This window comes from Saccharopolyspora sp. SCSIO 74807, from assembly GCF_037023755.1.
In the GTDB taxonomy this organism is placed as follows: domain Bacteria; phylum Actinomycetota; class Actinomycetes; order Mycobacteriales; family Pseudonocardiaceae; genus Saccharopolyspora_C; species Saccharopolyspora_C galaxeae.
Map to the genome: position 1 here is coordinate 2,051,198 of NZ_CP146100.1, position 20,363 is coordinate 2,071,560.

A 20,363-nucleotide genomic window follows, 5' to 3' on the forward strand; every position below is an offset into this window, starting at 1 on the left:
GCGGTGCTCGCCGCGCACGCCGTGCCGCCGTGCCGGGACCACTCCGTCAGGGCGGCACCGGCGGCGCGGTAAGCTGCGGGATCGTTCGTGCCTGGTGCCGGTGCCACACCGGCTGCGCCAGGGAGCGGCCCGCACCGGCACGGGATTCGTAGCACCGCCGACAGCGAAGGATGCCGCATGGGCTCGGTCATCAAGAAGCGCCGCAAGCGCATGTCCAAGAAGAAGCACCGCAAGCTTCTGCGCCGGACCCGCGTCCAGCGTCGCAAGTTGGGCAAGTAAGACCTCGCGCCGACGCGACCCGGTACCCGGGGGCGCGCCGCCCGGCGTTTTGCACCGCCGCCGACCCGTTGCGGTCGGCGGCGGTTCGTTTACCACCCGCTCCGGTGGTGTACGCGATCTCGGGTTGCCCGGCTCCGGGTGCGCTGTTGGGGTTCCCACCGATCGCCCTCGGCGTTTCCGCGCACGTAACCGGGGCCTCGCGCGCTCTCGGTAGCATCACGAGCGAGGTTCGTGCTTTCGGTGCCGCGCTGGTTCGCGCAAGCGCGAGCGATCGCTTTCCGGCCGCACATCTCGGGGAGAACCATGGTGCCGAACGTCGTGCTCGTGACCGGCGTCAGCAGCTTCCTCGGCGGGCACCTCGCCGCCCGGCTGGCCGCGGACCCCGCGATCGAACGAGTGCTCGGCGTGGACACCGCCCCGCCGCGTCCGGACCTGCAGCGCAGGCTCGGCCGCACCGAGTTCGTGCGCGCCGACATCCGCAACCCGCTGATCGCCAAGGTGATCTCCGGGGCGAACGTGGACACGGTCGTGCACGCGGCGGTGAGCTCGAACGCCGGCCCCGAAGGGCGGGCCGCGATGAAGGAGCTCAACGTCATCGGCACCATGCAACTGCTGGCCGCCTGCCAGAAGTCGCCGCTGGTGCGCAGGCTGGTGGTGAAGTCCACGACCGCCGTCTACGGCGCGAGCCCGCGCGATCCGGCGGTGTTCACCGAGGACATGGAACCCAAGGACGTGCCGTCCTCCGGTTACGCCAAGGACGCCGGGGAGATCGAGGGCTACGTGCGCGGCTTCGGCAGGCGCAGGCCCGACGTGGACATCACGACGCTGCGGTTCACGCACTTGATCGGGCCGCGCATCGACGCCGACCTCACCCGCTACTTCGCCCTGCCGCTGGTGCCGACCGTGCTCGGCTACGACGCCCGGATGCAGCTGCTGCACTCCGAGGACGCGCTGGCGGTGCTGGAGAAGGCGACCGCGCAGGCGTTGCCCGGGGTCTTCAACGTCGGCGGCGACGGGGTCCTGATGCTCTCGCAGGCGATCCGCCGCGCCGGTCGCGTCGCGGTCCCGGTGCCGCGGCTGGGGGTGCCCGCGATGAGCCGGTTCTTCCGCGGTGCCCGGCTGGTGGACTTCTCCCCCGAGCAGATGCGGTTCCTCAACTTCGGCCGGGTGGTGGACACCACGAAGCTGCGGGAGCGCTTCGGGTTCACCCCGCGCTGGACGACCCAGCAGGCGTTCGACGACTTCGTGCGCGGGCGGGACCTGCACCCGGTGATCGACCCGGAGCGCATCACCGCGCTGGAGCACGGCGTCGGTGACCTGCTCGCCCGACTGCGGTGATGGGAGACCTGATGGCTGATGCGCGCGTGATCCCGCTGCACCCGGCGGAGCAGCGCGGCCCCGGAGCCCGCCGCGGACCGGTGGCGCCGGTGCCGGACGCGGTGCCCGCCGGGGACGGCGGCTGGGAGGACGCGGTCGCCGATGCGATGGCCTTCGCCCGGCGCCGGCTGCTCGGCGACTACCGGGTGGACGAGTTCGGCTTCGACGAGGACCTCACCGACCACCTCGTCGTGCCGCCGCTGCGGCCGCTGTACGAGAAGTGGTTCCGGGTCGAGACCATCGGGCTGCACAACGTGCCCGACTCGGGCGCGCTGGTCGTCGCGAACCACTCCGGCACGCTGCCGCTGGACGCGCTGATGACGACGGTGGCGCTGCGCGATCACCACGATCCCGGGCGGCACCTGCGGATGCTGGGCGCGGACCTGGTGTTCCGGCTGCCGATGGTCGGGTCCATCGCCCGCAAGGCCGGGCACACGCTGGCCTGCAACCCGGACGCGGAGCGGCTGATGCGGGCGGGCGAGCTGGTCGGGGTGTGGCCGGAGGGCTTCAAGGGCGTCGGCAAGCCGTTCCGGGACCGCTACAAGCTGCAGCGGTTTGGCCGCGGCGGGTTCGTCTCGGCGGCGATGCGGACCGGGGTGCCGATCGTGCCCTGCTCGATCGTCGGCGCGGAGGAGATCTACCCGAAGATCGGCGACCTCAAGCCGCTGGCCCGGCTGCTGGGGCTGCCGTACTTCCCGGTGACGCCGTTCTTCCCGCATTTCGGGCCGCTCGGGGCGGTTCCGCTGCCGTCGAAGTGGTACATCGAGTTCGGCGAGCCGGTGGAGACCGCTTCGTACGGGGAAGGCGCCGCGGACGATCCGATGGTGGTGTTCAGCCTCAGCGACCAGGTCCGCGAGATCATCCAGCAGACCCTCTACCGGCTGCTCTCCCAGCGCCGCAGCGTTTTCCTCGGCTGAGCGGCCCGCCTCGTTCAGGAGCGGTCGCGGCGCCGGTAGGCGAGTCCTGCGGCGATCGCACCGGCCACGGCACCGGCGCCGAGCATCGACTGCGCGCCGATGCGGGCCGCCTTGCGGCCGGTGCGGAAGTCGCGGATCTCCCAGCCGCGCGAGCGCGCGATGTCCCGCAAGCGCTGGTCCGGGTTCACCGCGACCGCGGTGCCCACCGCGGACAGCATCGGCACGTCGTTGGCCGAGTCCGAGTACGCGGTGCAGCGGCGCAGGTCCAGCCCCTCGCTGGCCGCGAGGGCGCGCACCGCGTGCGCCTTGGCCCGGCCGTGCAGCATCTCCCCGACCAGCCGGCCGGTGTAGACACCGTCGGCGTGCCCGGCCACCGTGCCGAGCGCTCCGGTCAGCCCGAGCCGCCGCGCGATGATCTGCGCCAGCTCCACCGGGGTCGCGGTGACCAGCCACACCCGCTGACCGGCGTCCAGGTGCATCTGGGCCAGCGCTCGGGTGCCCGCCCAGATCCGGTCGGCCAGCAGCTCGTCGTAGATCTCCTCGCTGAGTTCGACCAGCTCGGCGACGCTGCGCCCGGCCACGAACGACAGCGCCTGCTCCCGGCTGGCCTGCACGTCGCCGGCGCTCTCCCGGCCGCCGACGCGGAACTTGAGCTGCTGCCAGGCGAATCCGGCCAGGTCGGCGGCGGTGAAGAACTTCCGCGCGGCCATCCCGCGGGCGAAGTGGAACAGCGACGCGCCCATCATCATCGTGTTGTCCACGTCGAAGAACGCCGCCGCGGTGAGGTCGGGGGGCGCGGCCAGCGCGCCGTCCGGTTCGGCACCGGCGACGGCGGCCTCCGCGGAGGCGCGTCCGGCGAGCTTCGCGCTGTCCAGCGGGAGCTGCGCCGGAATCGGGCCGTTCGGCTCGCCGCTGCCCCGGCCGTTGCGCGCGCGGCCTTCGGCCGGGCCGTCTCCGGTGCCGTTCCGGTTCGGCTGGTCGGCATCGGGCTGGTCGGCATCGTGCCTGCCGAGGCTGCGCTGGTCGTCGCCCGGACAGCCGTCGCCCTGGCCTCCGGCTGAGCCTGGACGTGTCGGCACCGCCGCGCCTCCCGGTCTCCGGCTTGGTGGGTCTCCTGGTCTGGTGGCTGGTGCGCGGGCCGTTGCCGCCGGCGCGGCGACCCGGATCAGCAGGCTCCCAGCTTAGAGGCTGCCTGCTGTCCGGTTGGCGCGGTCCACGCCGATCGACCCGGCCGGAACATGATCGTGATCCGTTCGCTCAGCGCACATCGTCCGGCAGCAGGTGCGCGAGGCGGCGAACCGCGCGGTGCTGCAGGGCTTTGATCGCCCCTTCTCCGCGCTGCATCCGCTGCGCGGTCTCGGTGACCGAGAGCCCCTGCATGAACCGCAGCCGGATGCACTCCCGCTGGTCCGGGTTGAGCTGCCGGACGCAGTGCAGCAGCTCGTGCTGGGTGGCGGCGTCGAGCACCTGCTGCTCCGGCCCGCACTGGGTCTGCGGCCGGTGCGTGTCGGTGAGGTCGGCGGCCGGGACCTCCAGCCGGTTGCGGCTGGACTTCACGTGGTCGAGCACGAGGTTCTTGGCGATCGTGATGAACCACGCGGCCACGTCCCGGCCCTGGTAGCTGACGGTCGCGATGCGCCGCAGCGCGCGCAGGAAGGTCTCGCTGGTGATGTCCTCGGCCAGGCAGTGATCGCTGACCCGGAACAGCACGTACCGGTAGACGATGTGCGAGTACTCGTCGTAGAGCCTGCCGAAGGCGTCGTTGTCGCCGTTCTGCGCCGCGTCGACGTGGCGCCAGCTGTCGCTGTGCGGCGCCGCGGCCGGACGGGTCGGTGCGTGCCTGCGTGCCGCTAGGCCCGCGTGCCGGCCGGTGGCCGGTGCCGTAGCGGGCGATGGTGCCGGGCTGGGCAGCGTGCTGGTGGGCATTGTTTCGACCGACCTCCTGCCGTGGGGGCGACCCTGCCGCGGTGCCGACCGCCGCACCCCGGGTCACCGAGTTGGCTGCTGGCCTGGTGCAACGATCTGAGTCGGGGGCGTGCGCCGGAGCATACGGGTTGTTACTCAGAAGTAGGTAGTGCTTGCAGGTCTCGGATTCATCGCGGTTTGCGCGGCATGCGGGACGCGCGCTCGGGTGACGTAAAACACTCCGTGCAAGACTGCGGGGGTCAGCCCGGTGCCGGACCACCCGTTTGACCGGCGCCCGAAAGGAGGTGCAGTCATGTCGGCCGAAACCTGCCCGCCGCTGCTGGGCGGCGGTGCCGAGCAGGACCCGAACCTGGCGCGCCTGCTGCGGTCGGCCGCCGAACGCGGGCCGCAGCACCCGGCGGTGCTGGACGCGGGCACCGGTCGCGAACTGACCTGGTCCGAACTGGACGCCGCGGTGACCGGGCAAGCCCTGCGGCTGCGCGCGGCCGGTGTGCAGCCCGGCGACCGGGTCGCGATGGCGCTGCCGAACGGCGTGGAGTTCTGCGTCGCGCTGTTCGCGGTGCTGCGCGCCGGTGCCATCGCCGTGCCGCTGTCCCCCGCGTCTCCGCGGCTCGAGACGTTGCGCGTGCTCGAGGACAGCGGTGCTCGGCTGTTGCTGGGCAACGAGTCGTTCGACGGGGTCGCGGTGCTGGCGCCGACGGTGGACACCGAAGCGGCCGGGGCTGAGGTCGAGTCACCGGGCGGCGACCTGGCCGTGCTCTGCTACACCTCGGGCACCTCCGGGCCCGCGCGCGGCGCGATGCTGTCGCACTCGGCGCTGCTGGCCAACGTGCGCCAATGCGCGCGGCTGCGGCCGATGCCGGTCAACGCCGCCGACCGGGTGCTGCTCGCGCTGCCGATGTACCACGTCTACGGGCTCGGCCCTGGGCTGCTGCAGGTCGCCTCGGTCGGCGCCACGGCGGTGCTGCTGCCCGAGTTCGACCCGGAGGAGGCTCTGGCCGCGATCGCCGAATTCCGGGTCACCGCCGTGGTCGGCGTGCCGCCGATGTACCAGGCGTGGCTGAAGGTCCCGGCGCAGCGCCTGCGGCAAAGCATGTCGACGGTCCGGTTGCTGACCTCCGGCGCCGCTCCGCTGGGCGTGGACGTGGCCACGGCGGTGCGCTCGGCGACCGGGCTGGACATCTTCGAGGGCTACGGGCTCACCGAGACCGGTCCGGTGCTGACCACGACGCTGGCCAGCGCGCGGGCGAAGCCGGGTTCGGTGGGCCGCCCGCTGCCGGACGTGCAGCTGCGGCTGGTCGACGCCGACGGTTCGTCCATCGAGGAAGGGGACACCGGGCGGGTAGCGGCGCGCGGGCCGAACCTGTTCCGCGGCTACTGGCCGGACGCGGTGCACGGCCCGGACCAGGACGGCTGGTTCCGCACCGGCGACGTCGGCTACTTCGACGCCGACGGTGACCTGCACCTGGTGGACCGGGCCACCGACCTGATCGTGGTGCACGGTTTCAACGTGTTCCCGCACGAGATCGAGTCGGTGCTGGCCGAGCTGCCCGGGGTGCGGGAAGCGGCCGCGATCGGCGTGCCGGACGAGGCGCAGGGCGAAACGATCAAAGCCGTCGTGGTCGCCGATCCGGACGCGGGGCTCACCGCGGACGGCGTGCGCGAGCACTGCGCCGCGCGGCTGGCGAAGTTCAAGGTGCCCGCGTCGGTCGTGTTCGCGGCCTCGTTGCCGCACTCGCCGACGGGCAAGGTCGCCCGCAGGCCGCTGCGCGGCTCGCGGCCGGCCGAGTGAGCCGTTCAGTACGGTCGGACGGCGAACGACGCGGGCCGAACGAAGCGGGGAGGTGGCGGTGTCCGAGCAGCCGGGCAGCGGGCACGCGGTGACGGTGCTGGTGCGCGAGCAGTGCCACCTGTGCGACGAGGCGGTGGCCGCGGTGCGCGAGATCTGCTCCGAACTCGGCGCCCGCTGCACGACCGAGGACGTCGACGCGGACGCCGAGCAGCGCGCCGAGTACGGCGACCGGGTCCCGGTGATCCTGGTGGACGGCGCCGAGCACGGCTTCTGGAAGGTCGAGCCCGCGCGGCTGCGGGCGGCGCTGCAGCGCTGAGCACGGCTGTCCTGGCATGTGTCGTTCGGCACCGTTCAAGATCAACGACTGATCCGCCGGTACCCGGCGCCACCGCCTCCGCCGCTCGCGGGGGCGTTCTCAGTCATCGCGCTGACCAGCCGTTTTGGTTCCCGGCGGCGTTTCGGACATCATGGAGCGGGGTGCTCGTGCGGCCGTCGTAGGCAGCGCACGCGGACTTTGTGCCCGTCTTCACAAGTGGCTACGGTGGTCGACGGAGCCGTGCCAGCGGAGTCGGCGGTTCGCACCCCGTGTTCGCCGGTGTGCGCTCCCGCGGAGCGGGCGCGGCGGGCAGCATCACCAAGGCAGGTCAAGGGAGCGCCAGTGACGGCCCACGGAGAGGGCGTGCGGGACGAAGCCGGGCAGTCGGCGGAAGTCCCGTCCGGGTCCGGACGGTCACCCGAGTCGATCGACGTACCCGCCGCGCGGGAGCGCGCGAGGGCCATCCCGGAGGCGGCCGTCGCGCGGCTGGCCGTGTACCTGCGCGTGCTCTCCAGCCTGGACGAGCAGGGCACCGGAACGGTTTCCAGCGAGGAACTGGCCGCGTTCGCCGGGGTGAACTCGGCGAAGCTGCGCAAGGACCTGTCCTACATCGGCTCCTACGGAACCCGCGGCGTCGGCTACGAGGTCGGCGTGCTGATCGGGCAGATCGAGCGGACGCTGGGGCTGACCCGCAAGCACCGCGTCGCCGTCGTGGGCATCGGTAACCTGGGGCACGCGCTCGCGAACTACGGCGGCTTCCTCAACCGCGGCTTCCCGGTCGCCGCGCTGTTCGACCTGGATCCGGATCTGCTGGACGTGCCGGTCGGCGGCATCCCGGTCAACGCGGTCGAGGACATCGTCGATGTCTGCCGCGAGCGGGAGGTCACCATCGGCGTGATCGCCACCCCGGCCGAAGGCGCGCAGGAGGTGTGCGATCGGTTGGTCGAGGGCGGCGTGGTGTGCATCCTGAACTTCGCACCGGTCGTCCTGCAGGTCCCCGAGCACGTCGAGGTGCGCAAGGTCGACCTGGCGGTGGAGATGCAGATCCTTTCGTTCCACGTGGCGCGGCGCAATCAGGAGGCGGCGGCCGTCGGTACCGGCATCGCGGGCGACGGGGGTCCGCCGGGCCGCGGCGCGGACGGCGAAGGGAATTCGGAACCCGCGCAGCAGCGCGAGGATGCGGACGGGATGGTGGTTCGGCCGTGAACCTGCTCACCGTCGGGCTTTCGCACCGGACCGCGCCGGTCCGGGTGCTGGAGCGCGCCGCGATCGGCGCCGAGGACGTCGGCAAGGTGCTCGACGAGCTGATCGCCCGGGACCACATCAGCGAGGCCTTCCTGGTCTCCACCTGCAACCGCGTCGAGGTGTACGCGGTCGCCGAGACCTTCCACGGCGGGCTGGACGACGTGACCGCGGTGCTGGCCAGGCAGGCCGGTGCCGAGGTCGCTGAGCTGGCCGACCACTTCTACGTGCACTACGCCGGTGCGGCCGTCGAGCACCTGTTCTCGGTTGCCGCCGGCCTGGACTCGATGGTCGTCGGCGAGGCCCAGATCCTGGGTCAGCTGCGGCAGGCGTACGGGGTCGCCGATCAGGCCGGCACCGTTGGCCGCACGCTGCACGAGCTGGCGCAGCAGGCGTTGCGCGTCGGCAAGCGGGTGCACGCCGAAACCGAGATCGACGGCGCCGGTGCCTCGGTGGTCTCCGAGGCGCTTTCGGACGCCGAGGCCGCTCTGGGCGGCGTGGCCGGTCGGCGCGCGCTGCTGGTCGGCGCGGGCTCGATGGGCGCGCTGGCCGCCGCGCAGCTGCGGCGCGCCGGGATCGCCGAGGTGACGATCGCCAACCGGACCGCCGCCAACGGTGCGCGGCTCGCCGAGTCGCTGCGCGCCGAGGGCGTCGCGGCCGGCACCGTCGAACTGGACCGGCTGCGAACCGCGATCACCGCCGCCGACCTCGTGGTGACCTGCACCGGCGCGGTCGGTGCGGTGGTCACCGAGGACATCGTCGCCGGTGCGGTGCAGGACCGGCAGGATCCGCAGCGGCCGCTGCTGTTCTGCGACCTCGGGCTGCCGCGGGACACCTCTCCCGGCGTGGCCGAGCTGGCCGGAGTGGCCGTGGTCGACCTGGAGACCCTGCAGCAGCGGCTGACCGAGCAGCGCGGTGGCAGCGAGAGCGAACGCGCCGACCGGATCGTGGCCGAAGAGCTGCGCGGCTACCTGGCCGCGCAGCGCTCGGCGGAGGTCACCCCGACCGTGACTGCGCTGCGCAAGCGCGCCGCCGAGGTGGTGGACTCCGAGCTGCTGCGGCTGGACTCCCGGCTGCCCGCCGACCTGGACGGCGACGTGCGCAACGAGCTGAACCGCACGGTGCGCCGCGTGGTGGACAAGCTGCTGCACGCGCCGACCGTGCGGGTCAAGGAGCTCGCCTCGGTGCCCGGCGGCTCCGGCTACGCCGAGGCGCTGCGCGAGCTGTTCGAACTCGACCCGCAATCCCCCGCCGCGATTCGCGCGCCCCGTTCGGCAGAGGACGTGCCGGTCACCGGCGCACGCTCCGCGCAGGCATTGCTGCGGAGCTCCGAACAGGGCGGCTCCGAGCCGGACGGGCCGGAACAGGACGGTGAAAACCGGTGAACAAGACGCTGCGCATCGGGACCCGGGGCAGCGCGCTGGCGATGGCGCAAAGCAGCACGGTCGCCGAAGCGCTGGAAGCCGCGGGTTACTCGACCGAGCTGGTCCGGGTGGACACGCCCGGGGACCGCTCGATGGCTCCGATCGCCGAGATCGGCGTCGGGGTGTTCACCTCCGCGCTGCGCGATGCGCTCGCGGGCGGCGAGGTGGACGTCGCGGTGCATTCCTACAAAGACCTGCCGACCGAACCGGACCCCCGGTTGTCGCTGGCCGCCGTACCCGTCCGGGAGGACCCGCGGGACGCTCTGGTGGCACGGGACGGTTTGACGCTCGGCGAACTTCCTCCGGGCTCCGTCGTGGGCACCGGTTCGCCGCGTCGCGCCAGCCAGCTGGAGGCCCTCGGCCTCGGTCTGGAGGTGCGCGGCATCCGCGGCAACGTGGACACCCGCCTGCGCAAGGTGAGCGACGGCGAGATGGACGCCGTCGTGCTCGCGCGCGCCGGGCTGGCCCGAGTCGGCCGGCTCGGGGTGATCACGGAATCGCTCGATCCACTCCAGATGCTGCCCGCGCCCGCCCAAGGCGCGCTGGCCGTGGAATGCCGCGTCGACGACGTGGACAACGAGCACCTGCTCCAGTCCGTTCTGGACGACCCGGCCTGCCGCGCCGCGGTGATCGCCGAGCGCGCCATGTTGGCTGCGCTGGAGGGCGGTTGCAATGCGCCGATCGGCGCGCTGGCCGAAGTGGTGGAGGACCTCGAACCGGACGGCGGCCTGGCACAGCGGCTGTCCGTGCGCGGGGTCGTGGCGACCGACGGGAATCGTTTGGTGCGCGCCTCCAGCACTGGTGAGACGACCGCCGCAGAGCAGCTCGGCCGGGCGCTGGCCGCCGAGCTGCTCGATGCCAGGGACGCTTTGCTCAGCGGTCCCGGTAGTAGTTGATGGGGAGTGCCCTGATGACACGCAAGAGCCCAGGACGGATCGCATTCGTGGGCTCCGGCCCCGGTGACGCGGGACTGCTCACCGTTCGGGCGAAGTATGTGCTCACCACTGCTTCGCTGGTGGTGACCGATCCGGATGTGCCCGCCGACGTGGTCGCGATGGCCGCGGACGGCTCCGAGGTGCGCCCCGCCGTGGGCGAGCCGGGCGAGGTGGCCCAGGACCTGGCGAACGAGGCGGGAACCGGGCGGCCGGTGGTCCGGCTGGTCTCCGGTGACCCGCTGACCTCGGACGCCGTGGTCCGCGAGGTCCGCGAGGTCGCGCGCACCGACGCCGCGTTCGACATCGTGCCCGGGGTTTCGCCGGGCAGCGCGGTGCCCGCCTACGCGGGTGTCGCGCTCGGCGCCGGCCACACCGAGGTCGACGTGCGCGGTGAGGTGGACTGGGCGGCGCTGGCCGCGCAGCCGGGTGCGCTGGTGCTGCACGCGACCGGCAGCCACCTGGCGGAGGCCGCTTCGGCGCTGGTCGAGCACGGCATGGCCGCGCAGACCCCGGTCGCGGTGACCTCGTCCGGAACCACGGTCCAGCAGCGCACGATCGACACCACGCTGGCCTCGCTGCCCGCGGACGCGGGTGAGCTGCAAGGCCCGCTGGTGGTGACGATCGGATCGGTCAGCTCGGAGCGCTCCGGGCTGTCCTGGTGGGAGTCCCGCGCGCTGTACGGCTGGAAGATCCTGGTGCCGCGCACCAAGGAGCAGGCCGGTTCGATGAGCGAGCGGCTCTGGTCGCACGGCGCCGTCTCGCACGAGGTGCCGACGATCTCGGTGGAGCCGCCGCGCAGCCCCGCGCAGATGGAGCGCGCGGTGAAGGGCCTGGTCGACGGCCGCTACCAGTGGGTGGTGTTCACCTCGACCAACGCGGTCCGCGCGGTGTGGGAGAAGTTCCGCGAGTTCGGCCTGGACGCGCGCGCGTTCTCCGGTGTGAAGCTCGCCTGCGTCGGGGAGGCCACCGCGGAGAAGGTCCGCTCGTTCGGCATCACCCCGGAGCTGCTGCCCTCCGGCGACCAGACCAGCGAGGGCCTGCTGCAGGACTTCCCGCCGCACGACGACATCCTCGACCCGGTGGACCGGGTGCTGCTGCCGCGCGCGGACATCGCCACCGAGACGCTGTCGGCGGGGTTGCGCGAGCGCGGCTGGGAGATCGACGACGTGACGGCCTACCGCACGGTGCGGGCCGCGCCGCCGCCCGCCGAGACCCGCGAGATGATCAAGACCGGCGGGTTCGACGCGGTGTGCTTCACCTCCTCGTCGACGGTGCGGAACCTGGTCGGCATCGCGGGCAAGCCGCACGCGCGCACGCTGGTGGCCTGCATCGGCCCGAACACGGCCGAGACGGCCAAGGAATTCGGCCTGCGGGTGGACGTGCAGCCCGAGCTGGCGCAGGTACCGGCGCTGGTCGACGCGCTGGCCGAGCACGCGGCCAAGCTGCGCGCCGAGGGAGCGCTGCCGCCGCCGAAGAAGGCCAAGCGCGCCCGCCGGAGCTGACGACGTCGTGGCCCGGATCTCGCGAACGCGGGGTCCGGGCCACGTTGCTTTCCGGCACTGGCAGGCTGGTCCTGGGGAGGCCGTGGACACCGGCTCGCGGTGCCCGGAGATCCGCCTGATTCGCGACCGCTCGCCGGTCGCCGTTCGTCGTCGCGAGGAGCTCGCCGATGTATCCGTCGCATCGCCCGCGCAGGTTGCGCCGCACCGCCGCCGTGCGCCGGCTGGTTTCCGAAACGAGCGTGGAACCGAGGCACCTGGTGCTGCCGATGTTCCTGCGGGAGGGCTTGTCCGAACCGGTGGGCATCACCTCCATGCCGGGCGTGGTGCACCACAGCCGGGATTCGCTGCGCAAAGCCGCGACCGAAGCGGTCAGCGCCGGAGTGGGCGGGCTGATGCTGTTCGGCGTGCCCGCCGAGCACGACGCCACCGGTTCCGGCGCGGTGGACCCGAACGGCGTGCTCAACACCGGGCTGCGGGACCTGGCCGCCGAGGTCGGCGACAGCACGGTCCTGATGGCCGACACCTGCCTGGACGAGTTCACCGACCACGGCCACTGCGGTGTGCTGGACGACGACGGCGTGGTGGACAACGACCGGACGCTGCAGGTCTACGGCGAGATGGCGGTCGCGCAGGCCGAGGCCGGGGCGCAGGTGATCTCGCCGAGCGGCATGATGGACGGCCAGGTTTCGGTGATCCGGGATTCGCTGGACGCGACCGGGTTCGCCGACACCTCGGTGCTGGCCTACTCGGCGAAGTACGCCTCGGCGTTCTACGGGCCGTTCCGGGAGGCCGTGGACTCGCAGCTGTCCGGGGACCGCAACACCTACCAGCAGGACCCCGGCAACGGCCGGGAGGGGCTGCGCGAAGCGGACCTGGACCTGGCCGAGGGTGCGGACATGGTGATGGTCAAGCCCGCCATGTCCTACCTGGACGTGCTGCGCGACGTGGCGGCGCTGTCCGACGTGCCGGTCGCGGCCTACCAGGTCTCCGGTGAGTACTCGATGATCGAGGCGACCGCCGCGCACGGCTGGCTGGACCGGCGGCGCATCGTGCAGGAGACGGTGACCTCCATCCGGCGCGCGGGCGCGGACATCGTGCTGACCTACTACGCGACCGAGCTGTCCCAGTGGTACCGGGAAAGCCTGGGGCTCAAGTGATCGCACCGCAGTCGTCCGAGGGTGCTTCCGAACCGCAGGGACAGCCACCCGCGCCGCGGACGTTGGAGCTGGCCCGGTGGTTGTGGATCGCGGCCGCGGCGTTCGAGTTCGTGCGGTCGCTGTGGCAGCTGGCCGACCGGGAGCGGCTGATCAACGAGCTGCACGGCGCGGCTCCGCAGCTCAACCAGCAGGAGCTGGACGCGGCCGCGAACAACGGGGTGCTGATCACGCTGCTGTTCGCCTCGGCGATTGTCGTGGTCTACGCCGGTTTGTCGACCCGGATGCTGCAAGGCCGCAACTGGGCGCGCGTGGTGCTGGCGGTGTTCGGCGGGTTCGGCGTGTTCGGCACGCTGGTCACGCTGCTGACGCTCGCGGTGCTGGGGCGCGCCGAGGTGGTGCGGATGGTGGGCGCGGACATCGCGCCGCTGGACATCGTCTTCAGCGTCTTCGTGGCGCTGTTGCACGCGGCCGCGCTGGTGTTGATGTTCCTGCCGGACTCCAACCGGTTCTACCAGCGCGGTGCGCCGCGGTCGTTCCCGCCGATGCAAGGGCCGCCGATGCAGGGGCCGCCGTTCCTCCGGTAGTGGGGTTTCCCGCTATTTCGGCGCGGGAGCATCCGGCTGTTCTGATCTACGCTCGATGATGTGAACAGCTCGCAGGATTCCCGGCCGGAACCGGACTCGGATTCCTCGCCCGGCGGTTCCGGCGCGCTGCAAGCGTCGCCCTGGCCGCAGGCCGGCGCCGTCGATTCCCCGGCTTGGGTCGGCGAGCCCGATGCGGGCCGCCCGCGGCCGGTGACCGCTGCGTTCTGGCTCGGCGTGGTCGACGTGATGATCGGCTCGGCGCTGCTGGCGGTGCAATGCGTCGCCTCCGACGACCTGCTGCTGCGGATGCTCGGAGACGCCGAGTTCCTGCTCACCGGCGGCGACGTCCGCAGCGTCTACCTCGGCATCCTCGGCGGCCTGGTGGCGATGGCCGTGCTCGCGGCGGCGTTGTGGTCGCTGTTGCTGTTCGCGATGCTCCGCGGCCGCGAGTGGGCACGACTGGTGCTGACCTCCATCGCGTTCGTGTGGGCGGTCTCGAGCCTGCTGGCGCTGGTGGGCAAGAACCCGTACGGCCCGCTGTACGTGGTGCTGGAGGCGGCGCAGGTCGTGGCGCTGAGCGCGACGGTGCTGTGCATGTTCGCGAGCTCGGCGCGCGATCACTTCACCTACCGCCCCTGATCGGCACGCCAGGTGCTCGCGAACCGGTGATGTTGATCGAACAGGTGGACAGCGACCTTGCCGGATTTCTACTGTTCTGCACGTGACGTCACCGCACGATCCTGGGCAGCAGCGCGGCCAGCAGCCGCCACCGAGTGGATTTCCGCAGCAGCCGGGCGGCTACCCGCAATACCAGCAGGCCGACCCGTACGCGGCGCCGTCCGCACCGGATCCGGGCGAGCCGCGCAGGCCGGGAACCGTCGAAGCCGCGTTCTGGCTCGCGGTGGTGGTGCCGGTGGTGGCCACGGTGCTCTACGCGGTGAGCTTCTTCCAGACCCAGGGCTTCACGCGGGAACTCTTGGCCGCGGAGTTCGCAGGCGGGCAGCAAGAACTGGCGGCGCAGACCGCTGCCAACGTGCTCGTGGCGTTCTTCGTGGTCGCCACGGTCGTGCTGGTGGTGCTGACCGCGTTGTGGATCATCTTCGGGTTCAGCCTCCGCGCGGGCCGGAACTGGGCGCGGGTCACGCTCACCGTGTTCGCCGCGGTCTGGGTGCTCGCCGCGTTGTCCGGCCTGATCGTCGGCGGTTCGGGCTGGGGCGAGGGTGAACTGCCGCCCGGCGTGGTCGAACCCGCCGGCCTCGTCGCGCTCGGCTACGCGCGCAGCGCCTTGGAACTCGTCGCGATGGCCGCGTTCATCGTGCTCAGCTACCTCAAGCCTTCGCAGTGGTACTTCGCAGCGAGGTCGTACCGGTGAGCGCCGCGAACACCGCGCCGCAGGCGGTGCGCGCGGGCGTCGGGCTCTGGTGCGCGCTGGCGGCCTTCCTGCTCGTGCAGACGGCCTTCTCGTGGGCGGGACGGTCCGCGCTGCAGCAGCAGCTGGTGGCCAACCACGCGGCGGCACCCGAGCAGGCGGCGGACCGGACGCTGCAACTGCTGCTGATCAACACCGGCATCGCGGTGGTCTTCGCCGCCGGATACGTCGTGCTGGGGCTGCTGATCCTGACCCGGCGGCCGTGGTCCAGGATCGGGGTGTCCGTGCTGCTGGCGGTGCAGGTGGTGATGATGCTCGGCAGCCAATCCCTGACCGTGGTCAACCTCATCGTGCTGGTGCTCGGCGGCGCGGCCGCGTGGTGCTGCTGGTCGAAGACCGGAACGGAATGGGTGACCGGCGAGCATGAGTGACGCCGAAACCGGCCCGGTCCTCTACGCCGAGGACGGTTCGACCTGGTGGCCCGTCGCGTGGGGGCCGGTCTTCGCCGGCTGCGGACTGCTCGTCGAACTCCTCACACCCGGTGTCGTGAACCTCGCCGCGTGGCTGCTGCTGGCCGGAGTGCTGGCCGTGGCGGCCGCGGCGTGGGTGTACGCGCGGCGGCGCGCGCTGCTGGTGCGGTTGACGCCGACGCTGCTCACGGTCGGCCGGGAAGATCTGGAGATCGCGCGGATCGCCGCGATCACCGACGTGGGAGCGCCGATGGGCGTGCCGGTGCTGGGCGGCGGTTTCACCCCGCCGAAGGGCATGGGCGAGATTCCGCTGCGGTTAGCGGACGACCGCGTAGTGCTGGCCTGGGCCAAGGACCCCGCGGCTTTGCTCGAGGAACTGCGGCCGCTGCTGGTCGAGCCCTAGGGGCGGCTGCTCAGCGGCTGCGCTGCGGACCGGGCAGAGATCAAGAGCCGGACTCGGGCGGAGCCGTGGACCCACGACGCGGCGTCGGGTCGCACGACCGCGTGAGACCCTGCGTGGCGTGACGTTTCCGGAACCGTGTTCGGCCGACGGGCCGATGCCGCACGAGGACACCGCGAACACCGCTGCCCCGGCCGGGCGGCTGGCGCAGCCGTGGCGGCTGGCCATCGCAGCCGGGGAAGTTCTGCTGATCATCGCGCTCGTGTTCGCCGCGTGGTGGTGCTGGGGCGAGTCGCGATCGAGCGTCGAGGTGCCGGGTGCGGACGGGGCACCGATGCACTCGACCCGGATCGCGGGCAACTGGGTCGGGCTCAGCGTCACCGCCGCGACCGCGGCGGCCTTCGCCGTGATCGACGTGGTCCGGCAGTCGATGCTGGCATGGCGGGTGCGCCGCTCCCGCGGACCGCGCCGCTGACGGCCGGGGCCCGCGCGGGGTGCGGCAACGCACACTCCGCGGCCTGTCAGACTGGAGGCGTGACAGCCGAAACCCCTGGCAACCCGAATCCTGCGGCGCCCCGTTCGCGGGAGTTGTTCGATCGAGCGCAGGAAGTCACCCCGGGTGGCGTCAATTCCCCGGTGCGCGCCTTCCGGTCCGTCGGTGGCACCCCGCGGTTCATGGTGCGCGCCGAAGGTCCTCGCATGTGGGACGCCGACGGCAACGAGTACGTCGACCTCGTCTCCTCGTGGGGGCCGATGGTCAACGGGCACGCGCATCCGGACGTGGTCAAGGCCGTGCAGGACGCCGCGGGCAGCGGGCTGTCCTTCGGCACGCCGGGCGTCGGTGAGATCGAGCTCTCCGCCGAGATCATCCGCCGGGTCGAGCCGGTGCAGCAGGTCCGGCTGGTCAACTCCGGCACCGAGGCCACGATGAGCTCGGTGCGGCTGGCGCGCGCGTTCACCGGCAAGCGCAAGGTGGTGAAGTTCGCGGGCTGCTACCACGGGCACGTCGACTCGCTGCTGGCAGGCGCCGGTTCGGGACTGGCGACGCTGGGGCTGCCGAGCACGCCGGGGGTCACCGGCGCGCAGGCCGCGGACACCATCGTCCTGCCGTACAACGACGTCGACGCGGTGCGCACCGCGTTCGCCGAGCACGGCGACGACATCGCGTGCGTGATCACCGAGGCCGCCGCGGGCAACATGGGCGCGATCGCTCCGCAGCCCGGCTTCAACGCGGCGCTGCGCGAGATCACCAGCGCCGCCGGGGCGCTGCTGATCATGGACGAGGTGATGACCGGCTTCCGAGTCTCGGCTTCGGGCTGGTTCGGCCTGGACGGCGTGGCAGGCGACCTCTACTCCTTCGGCAAGGTCATGTCCGGTGGCCTGCCCGCCGCGGCGTTCGGCGGCCGCGCCGACGTGATGGAGCTGCTGGCGCCGACCGGGCCGGTGTACCAGGCGGGCACCTTGGCCGGGAACCCGGTCGCGGTCGCTGCCGGGCTGGCCAACCTGCGCGCCGCGGACGCGGACGTCTACGCGGCGCTGGACCGCAACGCGGCGCGGCTGGGCGATCTGCTCGGCTCGGCGCTGTCCGCGCAAGGCGTGCCGCACCAGGTCGCGTTCGCGGGCAACCTGGTCAGCGTGTTCTTCAGCGAAACGCCGGTGACGAACTACGAGCAGGCGCAGGCGCAGCAGGCGTGGCGCTTCCCGGCCTTCTTCAACGCCTTCCTGGACCGCGGCGTCTACCCGCCGCCGAGCGCGTTCGAGTGCTGGTTCGTCAACGCCGCGATGGACGAGGGGGCGTTCGAGCGGATCGCCGAAGCCGCTCCGCACGCCGCGGCCGCCGCGGCCGCGGCGAAGGAGCCCGCGTGAGCCCGGTCAAGACGATCGTGCACTTCCTGCGGCACGGCGAGGTCTACAACCCGGAGCAGGTCCTCTACGGGCGGCTGCCCGGCTACCGGCTGTCCGACCAGGGCGAACGTCAGGCGAAGACGGTCGCGGAGTTCCTGACCGGGCGCCCGGTGACGCACGTCGCGGCCTCGCCGCTGCAGCGCGCCCAGCAGACCGCGGAACCGATCACCGCGGCGTTCGCGCTGGACGTGCACACCGACGAGCGGCTGATCGAGTCCGAGAACAAGTTCGAGGGCCTGCGGGTTTCCGTCGGTGACGGCGCGCTGCGCTCGCCGCAGCACTGGCCGAAGCTGTGGAACCCGTTCGCCCCGTCCTGGGGCGAGCCCTACCTGCGCGTCGCGCACCGGATGCTCGCCGCCGCGCAGCGCGCCAGGGCCGCCGCCGCGGGCAACGAGGCGGTGTGCGTGTCGCACCAGCTCCCGATCTGGACGTTGCGCCGCTTCGTGGAGGGAAAGCGGATGTGGCACGACCCGCGCAACCGGCAGTGCTCGCTGGCTTCGCTGACTAGCCTGGTCTTCCGGGACGAGGAACTGGTGCGGGTGGCTTACGCGGAACCGGCAGGCGAAACCGATCCGAGGGTGACCGGGGCATGAGGAAGCTGTTGCTGCGGTTGGTGCTCGCGGTCACGGTGCTCGCGCTGGTCGGCGGCTGCGCCACGGCGGGCAAGGACGCGGTGGACCAGGGCTCCGAGTTCACGTTCGTCTCGCCGGGCGGGCAGACCCGCATCTTCTACCCGCCCGCCGAGCGCAAGCCGCTGGCCAGCCTGGGCGGGGACAGCTTGCTGGAGGAAGGCAAGCAGATCGGGATCAAGGACTTCCCGAACCAGGTCGTGGTGCTGAACCTGTGGGGTTCGTGGTGCGGCCCGTGCCGCTCGGAGGCCGACGACCTGCAGGCGGTGCAGGACAAGTTGGGTCCGCAGGGCGTGCAGGTGCTCGGCATCGACGTGCGGGACAGCCGCTCGGCGGCGCGGGACTTCCACCGCGATCGCGGACTCACCTACCCGTCCATTTTCGACGCGTCGGGTCGTTCGCTGCTGGCGTTGCGCAACTATCCGCGCAGCGCCGTGCCTTCCACCATCGTGCTGGACCGGCAGCACCGGGTGGCTGCGATCTTCCTGACCGAGATGCTGGAGAGCGAACTGCTCCCCGAAGTGCAGAAGATCGCGTCGGAGCAGGCTGCCCGAGGCTGACTCACGGGCGCACCTATTGGACGCGGGATCCGGTCAAGGCCCGCCAGCATTCCATGCAGGTGCCCTGCTGCACCCATTCCCGCTCGGTGCGCCCGTGCAGCTCGCCCGCTTCGGTGTGCACTCCGCAGTAGGAGGTGACCGGCGAATCCGGCGCCGCGTCCAGCGCTGCGGCAGCGAAGGCGTGCCGCCCGGTCGGGATCGGGCGCCACACGTAGGTCAAGCCTTGCTGCCGGGGCATCGTGGCTCCATTCCGCGTCGTTCGGTTCGCGCCTCGACCGGCGCGGCAGGTGCGACCGGTGGTCGACGGTCCCGGTCCGCCTGCGGTGTTCCGGCGGAGCGGCGGGCGGACGGTGACCGGGTCGCCGCAGTCGGCCGGTGTTGCGGCGGTCCGCGTTGCCGAGTCGGTGTTGCCCCGTCGGTGTTGCCGCAGTCGGTATGCCGGGGTCGGTTTGCCGGAGCGGGGCCGCGCGGTCGCGCTCATTCCAGAATGAGACCGTCCCGGAACGCGGAAAGGCAATCCGCTTCACCGAATCGAGCGATGGCACGGTCTCAGCGCAGAAAATAGATTCCTGCTATGTCCAGCGTTCGAGCAACCGACGCCGGGGAAAGCCCTGTTCAACAGCGCACTCCCGGCGCGGCCGGATCCAGCGTCCGCGCCCGCAGCCTCGGCATGGAAATCCGCACGTTGCGCAAGAACGCCGCGCTGCGGCTGGAACAACTCGCGCAGCGCTGCGGATGGTCCAGGGCGACGCTGGGCCGCATCGAATCCGGCGAACGCGTTCCCGGTGAAACCGAGATGGCGACGCTGCTGGGCACCTTGGGGGTCACCGGCCCGGAACGCGCCCGGCTCTTCGAGCTGGTGCAGGCCGCCGCCGAGCCGCGCTGGTGGGAGGTCGGCGGGCACGCCGGAACACCGGCCGCGCTGGCCGCGCTGATCGACTACGAGCGGTTCGCCACCGAGATCACCGATGTCGCGCTGGCGCTGGTGCCGGGGCTGCTGCAGACCGCCGACTACGCGCGGGCGGTGCTGACCGCGGGCGGTGTCACCGGTGCCGACCTGGAATCGCACGTCGCGCTGCGGCTCGGCAGGCAAGGCGTGCTGACCAGGGAGCAGGAGCCGGTGCGGTTCCGCGCCTACCTGGACGAGGCGGTGCTGTGCCGCCCCGTCGGCGGGCCGGAGGTGATGCTCGACCAGCTCCGGCACGTGCTGCGGATGGCCCGGCGCGCGCACATCACGGTGCAGGTCGTGCCGTTCGCGGCGGGTGCGCACGCGGGCATGAACGGCGATCAGATGCTGCTGGAGTTCCGGCGGCAACGGCCCATCGTGCACGTCGAGCACCTGCGGTCCGGTGCTTTCCTGGACGACAGCGCGGAAACCGCGCCGTTCTTCGAGTCGCTGTCCCGGGTGGCCGGAGCCGCGCTGTCCGCGGACGACTCGGTCCGGCTGATCACCGAGCGGGCCGCGCAGCTCGAGGCCGACCACGTTCCCGCGTAGTGCTCCGCCGTTGCCGCTTGCAGGTCTTCGGCGCTGAGCGGAATCCGGCCGGTCCGCGAGCGGCTGCTGATCGCTCCGGCGCGC

The 20,363-nt window shown here is 72.2% G+C and carries 23 protein-coding genes; 20 read left to right on the plus strand and 3 right to left on the minus strand.

Features of this window, described 5'->3' with window-relative positions; genetic code table 11:
* Window positions 1-177: 177 nt before the first annotated feature.
* The 3 genes from V1457_RS09260 (at window position 178) to V1457_RS09270 (ending at window position 2,573) form a co-directional block, all read left to right on the plus strand.
* Window positions 178-279 carry a 30S ribosomal protein bS22 gene (locus V1457_RS09260; RefSeq protein ID WP_003402602.1) on the plus strand — a complete coding sequence of 34 codons (102 nt, stop codon included), beginning with the start codon at window positions 178-180 and terminating at the stop codon, window positions 277-279.
* Window positions 280-582: 303 nt separating this feature from the next.
* Window positions 583-1,617: an NAD-dependent epimerase/dehydratase family protein gene (locus V1457_RS09265; RefSeq protein WP_295143979.1), complete on the plus strand. Its 1,035-nt coding sequence runs from the start codon at window positions 583-585 to the stop codon at window positions 1,615-1,617.
* A gap of 11 nt (window positions 1,618-1,628) precedes the next feature.
* Entirely contained in the window at window positions 1,629-2,573 is a 945-nt protein-coding gene (locus V1457_RS09270; protein ID WP_338602481.1) for a lysophospholipid acyltransferase family protein, read from the plus strand.
* 14 nt (window positions 2,574-2,587) lie between these two features.
* On the opposite strand, the gene V1457_RS09275 is transcribed toward V1457_RS09270, so the two are convergent.
* Together V1457_RS09275 and V1457_RS09280 are read right to left on the minus strand one after the other, a co-directional pair.
* A complete protein-coding gene (locus V1457_RS09275) occupies window positions 2,588-3,448 on the minus strand; it encodes an HAD family phosphatase (protein WP_200069366.1) in 861 nt (286 codons plus the stop codon).
* Between the two features lie 382 nt (window positions 3,449-3,830).
* Window positions 3,831-4,499, minus strand: coding sequence for a sigma-70 family RNA polymerase sigma factor (locus tag V1457_RS09280; protein ID WP_338602484.1), 669 nt, complete (start codon window positions 4,497-4,499; stop codon window positions 3,831-3,833).
* A gap of 292 nt (window positions 4,500-4,791) precedes the next feature.
* Between V1457_RS09280 and V1457_RS09285 the strand changes: the two genes are divergently transcribed.
* The 16 genes from V1457_RS09285 to V1457_RS09360 all read left to right on the plus strand — a co-directional run bounded on the left by V1457_RS09285 (window position 4,792) and on the right by V1457_RS09360 (window position 18,784).
* The gene (locus V1457_RS09285) at window positions 4,792-6,291 is read left to right on the plus strand and encodes an AMP-binding protein (protein ID WP_338602487.1); all 1,500 of its coding nucleotides are present in this window, start codon (window positions 4,792-4,794) and stop codon (window positions 6,289-6,291) included.
* Window positions 6,292-6,349: 58 nt separating this feature from the next.
* Window positions 6,350-6,607 (plus strand): glutaredoxin family protein, encoded by a 258-nt coding sequence (locus V1457_RS09290; protein WP_295148950.1) that lies wholly within the window; start codon window positions 6,350-6,352, stop codon window positions 6,605-6,607.
* 342 nt (window positions 6,608-6,949) lie between these two features.
* Window positions 6,950-7,813 carry a redox-sensing transcriptional repressor Rex gene (locus V1457_RS09295; protein WP_200068916.1) on the plus strand — a complete coding sequence of 288 codons (864 nt, stop codon included), beginning with the start codon at window positions 6,950-6,952 and terminating at the stop codon, window positions 7,811-7,813.
* A complete protein-coding gene (locus V1457_RS09300) occupies window positions 7,810-9,234 on the plus strand; it encodes a glutamyl-tRNA reductase (RefSeq protein ID WP_338602494.1) in 1,425 nt (474 codons plus the stop codon). Before V1457_RS09295 ends, V1457_RS09300 begins: the two co-directional genes overlap by 4 nt.
* Window positions 9,231-10,169: a hydroxymethylbilane synthase gene (gene hemC / locus V1457_RS09305; RefSeq protein ID WP_338602497.1), complete on the plus strand. Its 939-nt coding sequence runs from the start codon at window positions 9,231-9,233 to the stop codon at window positions 10,167-10,169. The genes V1457_RS09300 and hemC overlap by 4 nt, the downstream gene beginning before the upstream one ends.
* 14 nt (window positions 10,170-10,183) lie before the next feature.
* Complete coding sequence (locus tag V1457_RS09310; RefSeq protein ID WP_338602500.1) at window positions 10,184-11,710, plus strand: bifunctional uroporphyrinogen-III C-methyltransferase/uroporphyrinogen-III synthase; 1,527 nt, start codon at window positions 10,184-10,186, stop codon at window positions 11,708-11,710.
* Between the two features lie 167 nt (window positions 11,711-11,877).
* Window positions 11,878-12,867 (plus strand): porphobilinogen synthase, encoded by a 990-nt coding sequence (hemB, locus tag V1457_RS09315; protein ID WP_200068920.1) that lies wholly within the window; start codon window positions 11,878-11,880, stop codon window positions 12,865-12,867.
* Entirely contained in the window at window positions 12,864-13,451 is a 588-nt protein-coding gene (locus tag V1457_RS09320) for a hypothetical protein (protein WP_200068921.1), read from the plus strand. Before hemB ends, V1457_RS09320 begins: the two co-directional genes overlap by 4 nt.
* Window positions 13,452-13,511: 60 nt before the next feature.
* Complete coding sequence (locus tag V1457_RS09325) at window positions 13,512-14,090, plus strand: hypothetical protein (RefSeq protein ID WP_200068922.1); 579 nt, start codon at window positions 13,512-13,514, stop codon at window positions 14,088-14,090.
* A gap of 82 nt (window positions 14,091-14,172) precedes the next feature.
* The gene (locus V1457_RS09330; protein ID WP_338602505.1) at window positions 14,173-14,823 is read left to right on the plus strand and encodes a hypothetical protein; all 651 of its coding nucleotides are present in this window, start codon (window positions 14,173-14,175) and stop codon (window positions 14,821-14,823) included.
* The gene (locus tag V1457_RS09335) at window positions 14,820-15,251 is read left to right on the plus strand and encodes a hypothetical protein (protein ID WP_200068924.1); all 432 of its coding nucleotides are present in this window, start codon (window positions 14,820-14,822) and stop codon (window positions 15,249-15,251) included. Before V1457_RS09330 ends, V1457_RS09335 begins: the two co-directional genes overlap by 4 nt.
* The gene (locus V1457_RS09340; RefSeq protein ID WP_200068925.1) at window positions 15,244-15,693 is read left to right on the plus strand and encodes a hypothetical protein; all 450 of its coding nucleotides are present in this window, start codon (window positions 15,244-15,246) and stop codon (window positions 15,691-15,693) included. Before V1457_RS09335 ends, V1457_RS09340 begins: the two co-directional genes overlap by 8 nt.
* A 118-nt stretch (window positions 15,694-15,811) precedes the next feature.
* Entirely contained in the window at window positions 15,812-16,165 is a 354-nt protein-coding gene (locus V1457_RS09345; protein ID WP_200068926.1) for a hypothetical protein, read from the plus strand.
* 59 nt (window positions 16,166-16,224) lie between these two features.
* Window positions 16,225-17,556 carry a glutamate-1-semialdehyde 2,1-aminomutase gene (gene hemL, locus V1457_RS09350; RefSeq protein WP_307849921.1) on the plus strand — a complete coding sequence of 444 codons (1,332 nt, stop codon included), beginning with the start codon at window positions 16,225-16,227 and terminating at the stop codon, window positions 17,554-17,556.
* Window positions 17,553-18,188, plus strand: coding sequence for a histidine phosphatase family protein (locus tag V1457_RS09355; RefSeq protein WP_200068928.1), 636 nt, complete (start codon window positions 17,553-17,555; stop codon window positions 18,186-18,188). The genes hemL and V1457_RS09355 overlap by 4 nt, the downstream gene beginning before the upstream one ends.
* Complete coding sequence (locus tag V1457_RS09360; RefSeq protein WP_295142387.1) at window positions 18,185-18,784, plus strand: TlpA disulfide reductase family protein; 600 nt, start codon at window positions 18,185-18,187, stop codon at window positions 18,782-18,784. Before V1457_RS09355 ends, V1457_RS09360 begins: the two co-directional genes overlap by 4 nt.
* 13 nt (window positions 18,785-18,797) lie before the next feature.
* Here V1457_RS09360 and V1457_RS09365 read toward each other — a convergent pair whose 3' ends face one another.
* Window positions 18,798-19,022, minus strand: coding sequence for a hypothetical protein (locus tag V1457_RS09365; protein ID WP_200068930.1), 225 nt, complete (start codon window positions 19,020-19,022; stop codon window positions 18,798-18,800).
* 336 nt (window positions 19,023-19,358) lie between these two features.
* Between V1457_RS09365 and V1457_RS09370 the strand changes: the two genes are divergently transcribed.
* Entirely contained in the window at window positions 19,359-20,279 is a 921-nt protein-coding gene (locus V1457_RS09370; protein WP_338602515.1) for a helix-turn-helix transcriptional regulator, read from the plus strand.
* The last annotated feature ends 84 nt before the right edge of the window (window positions 20,280-20,363 follow it).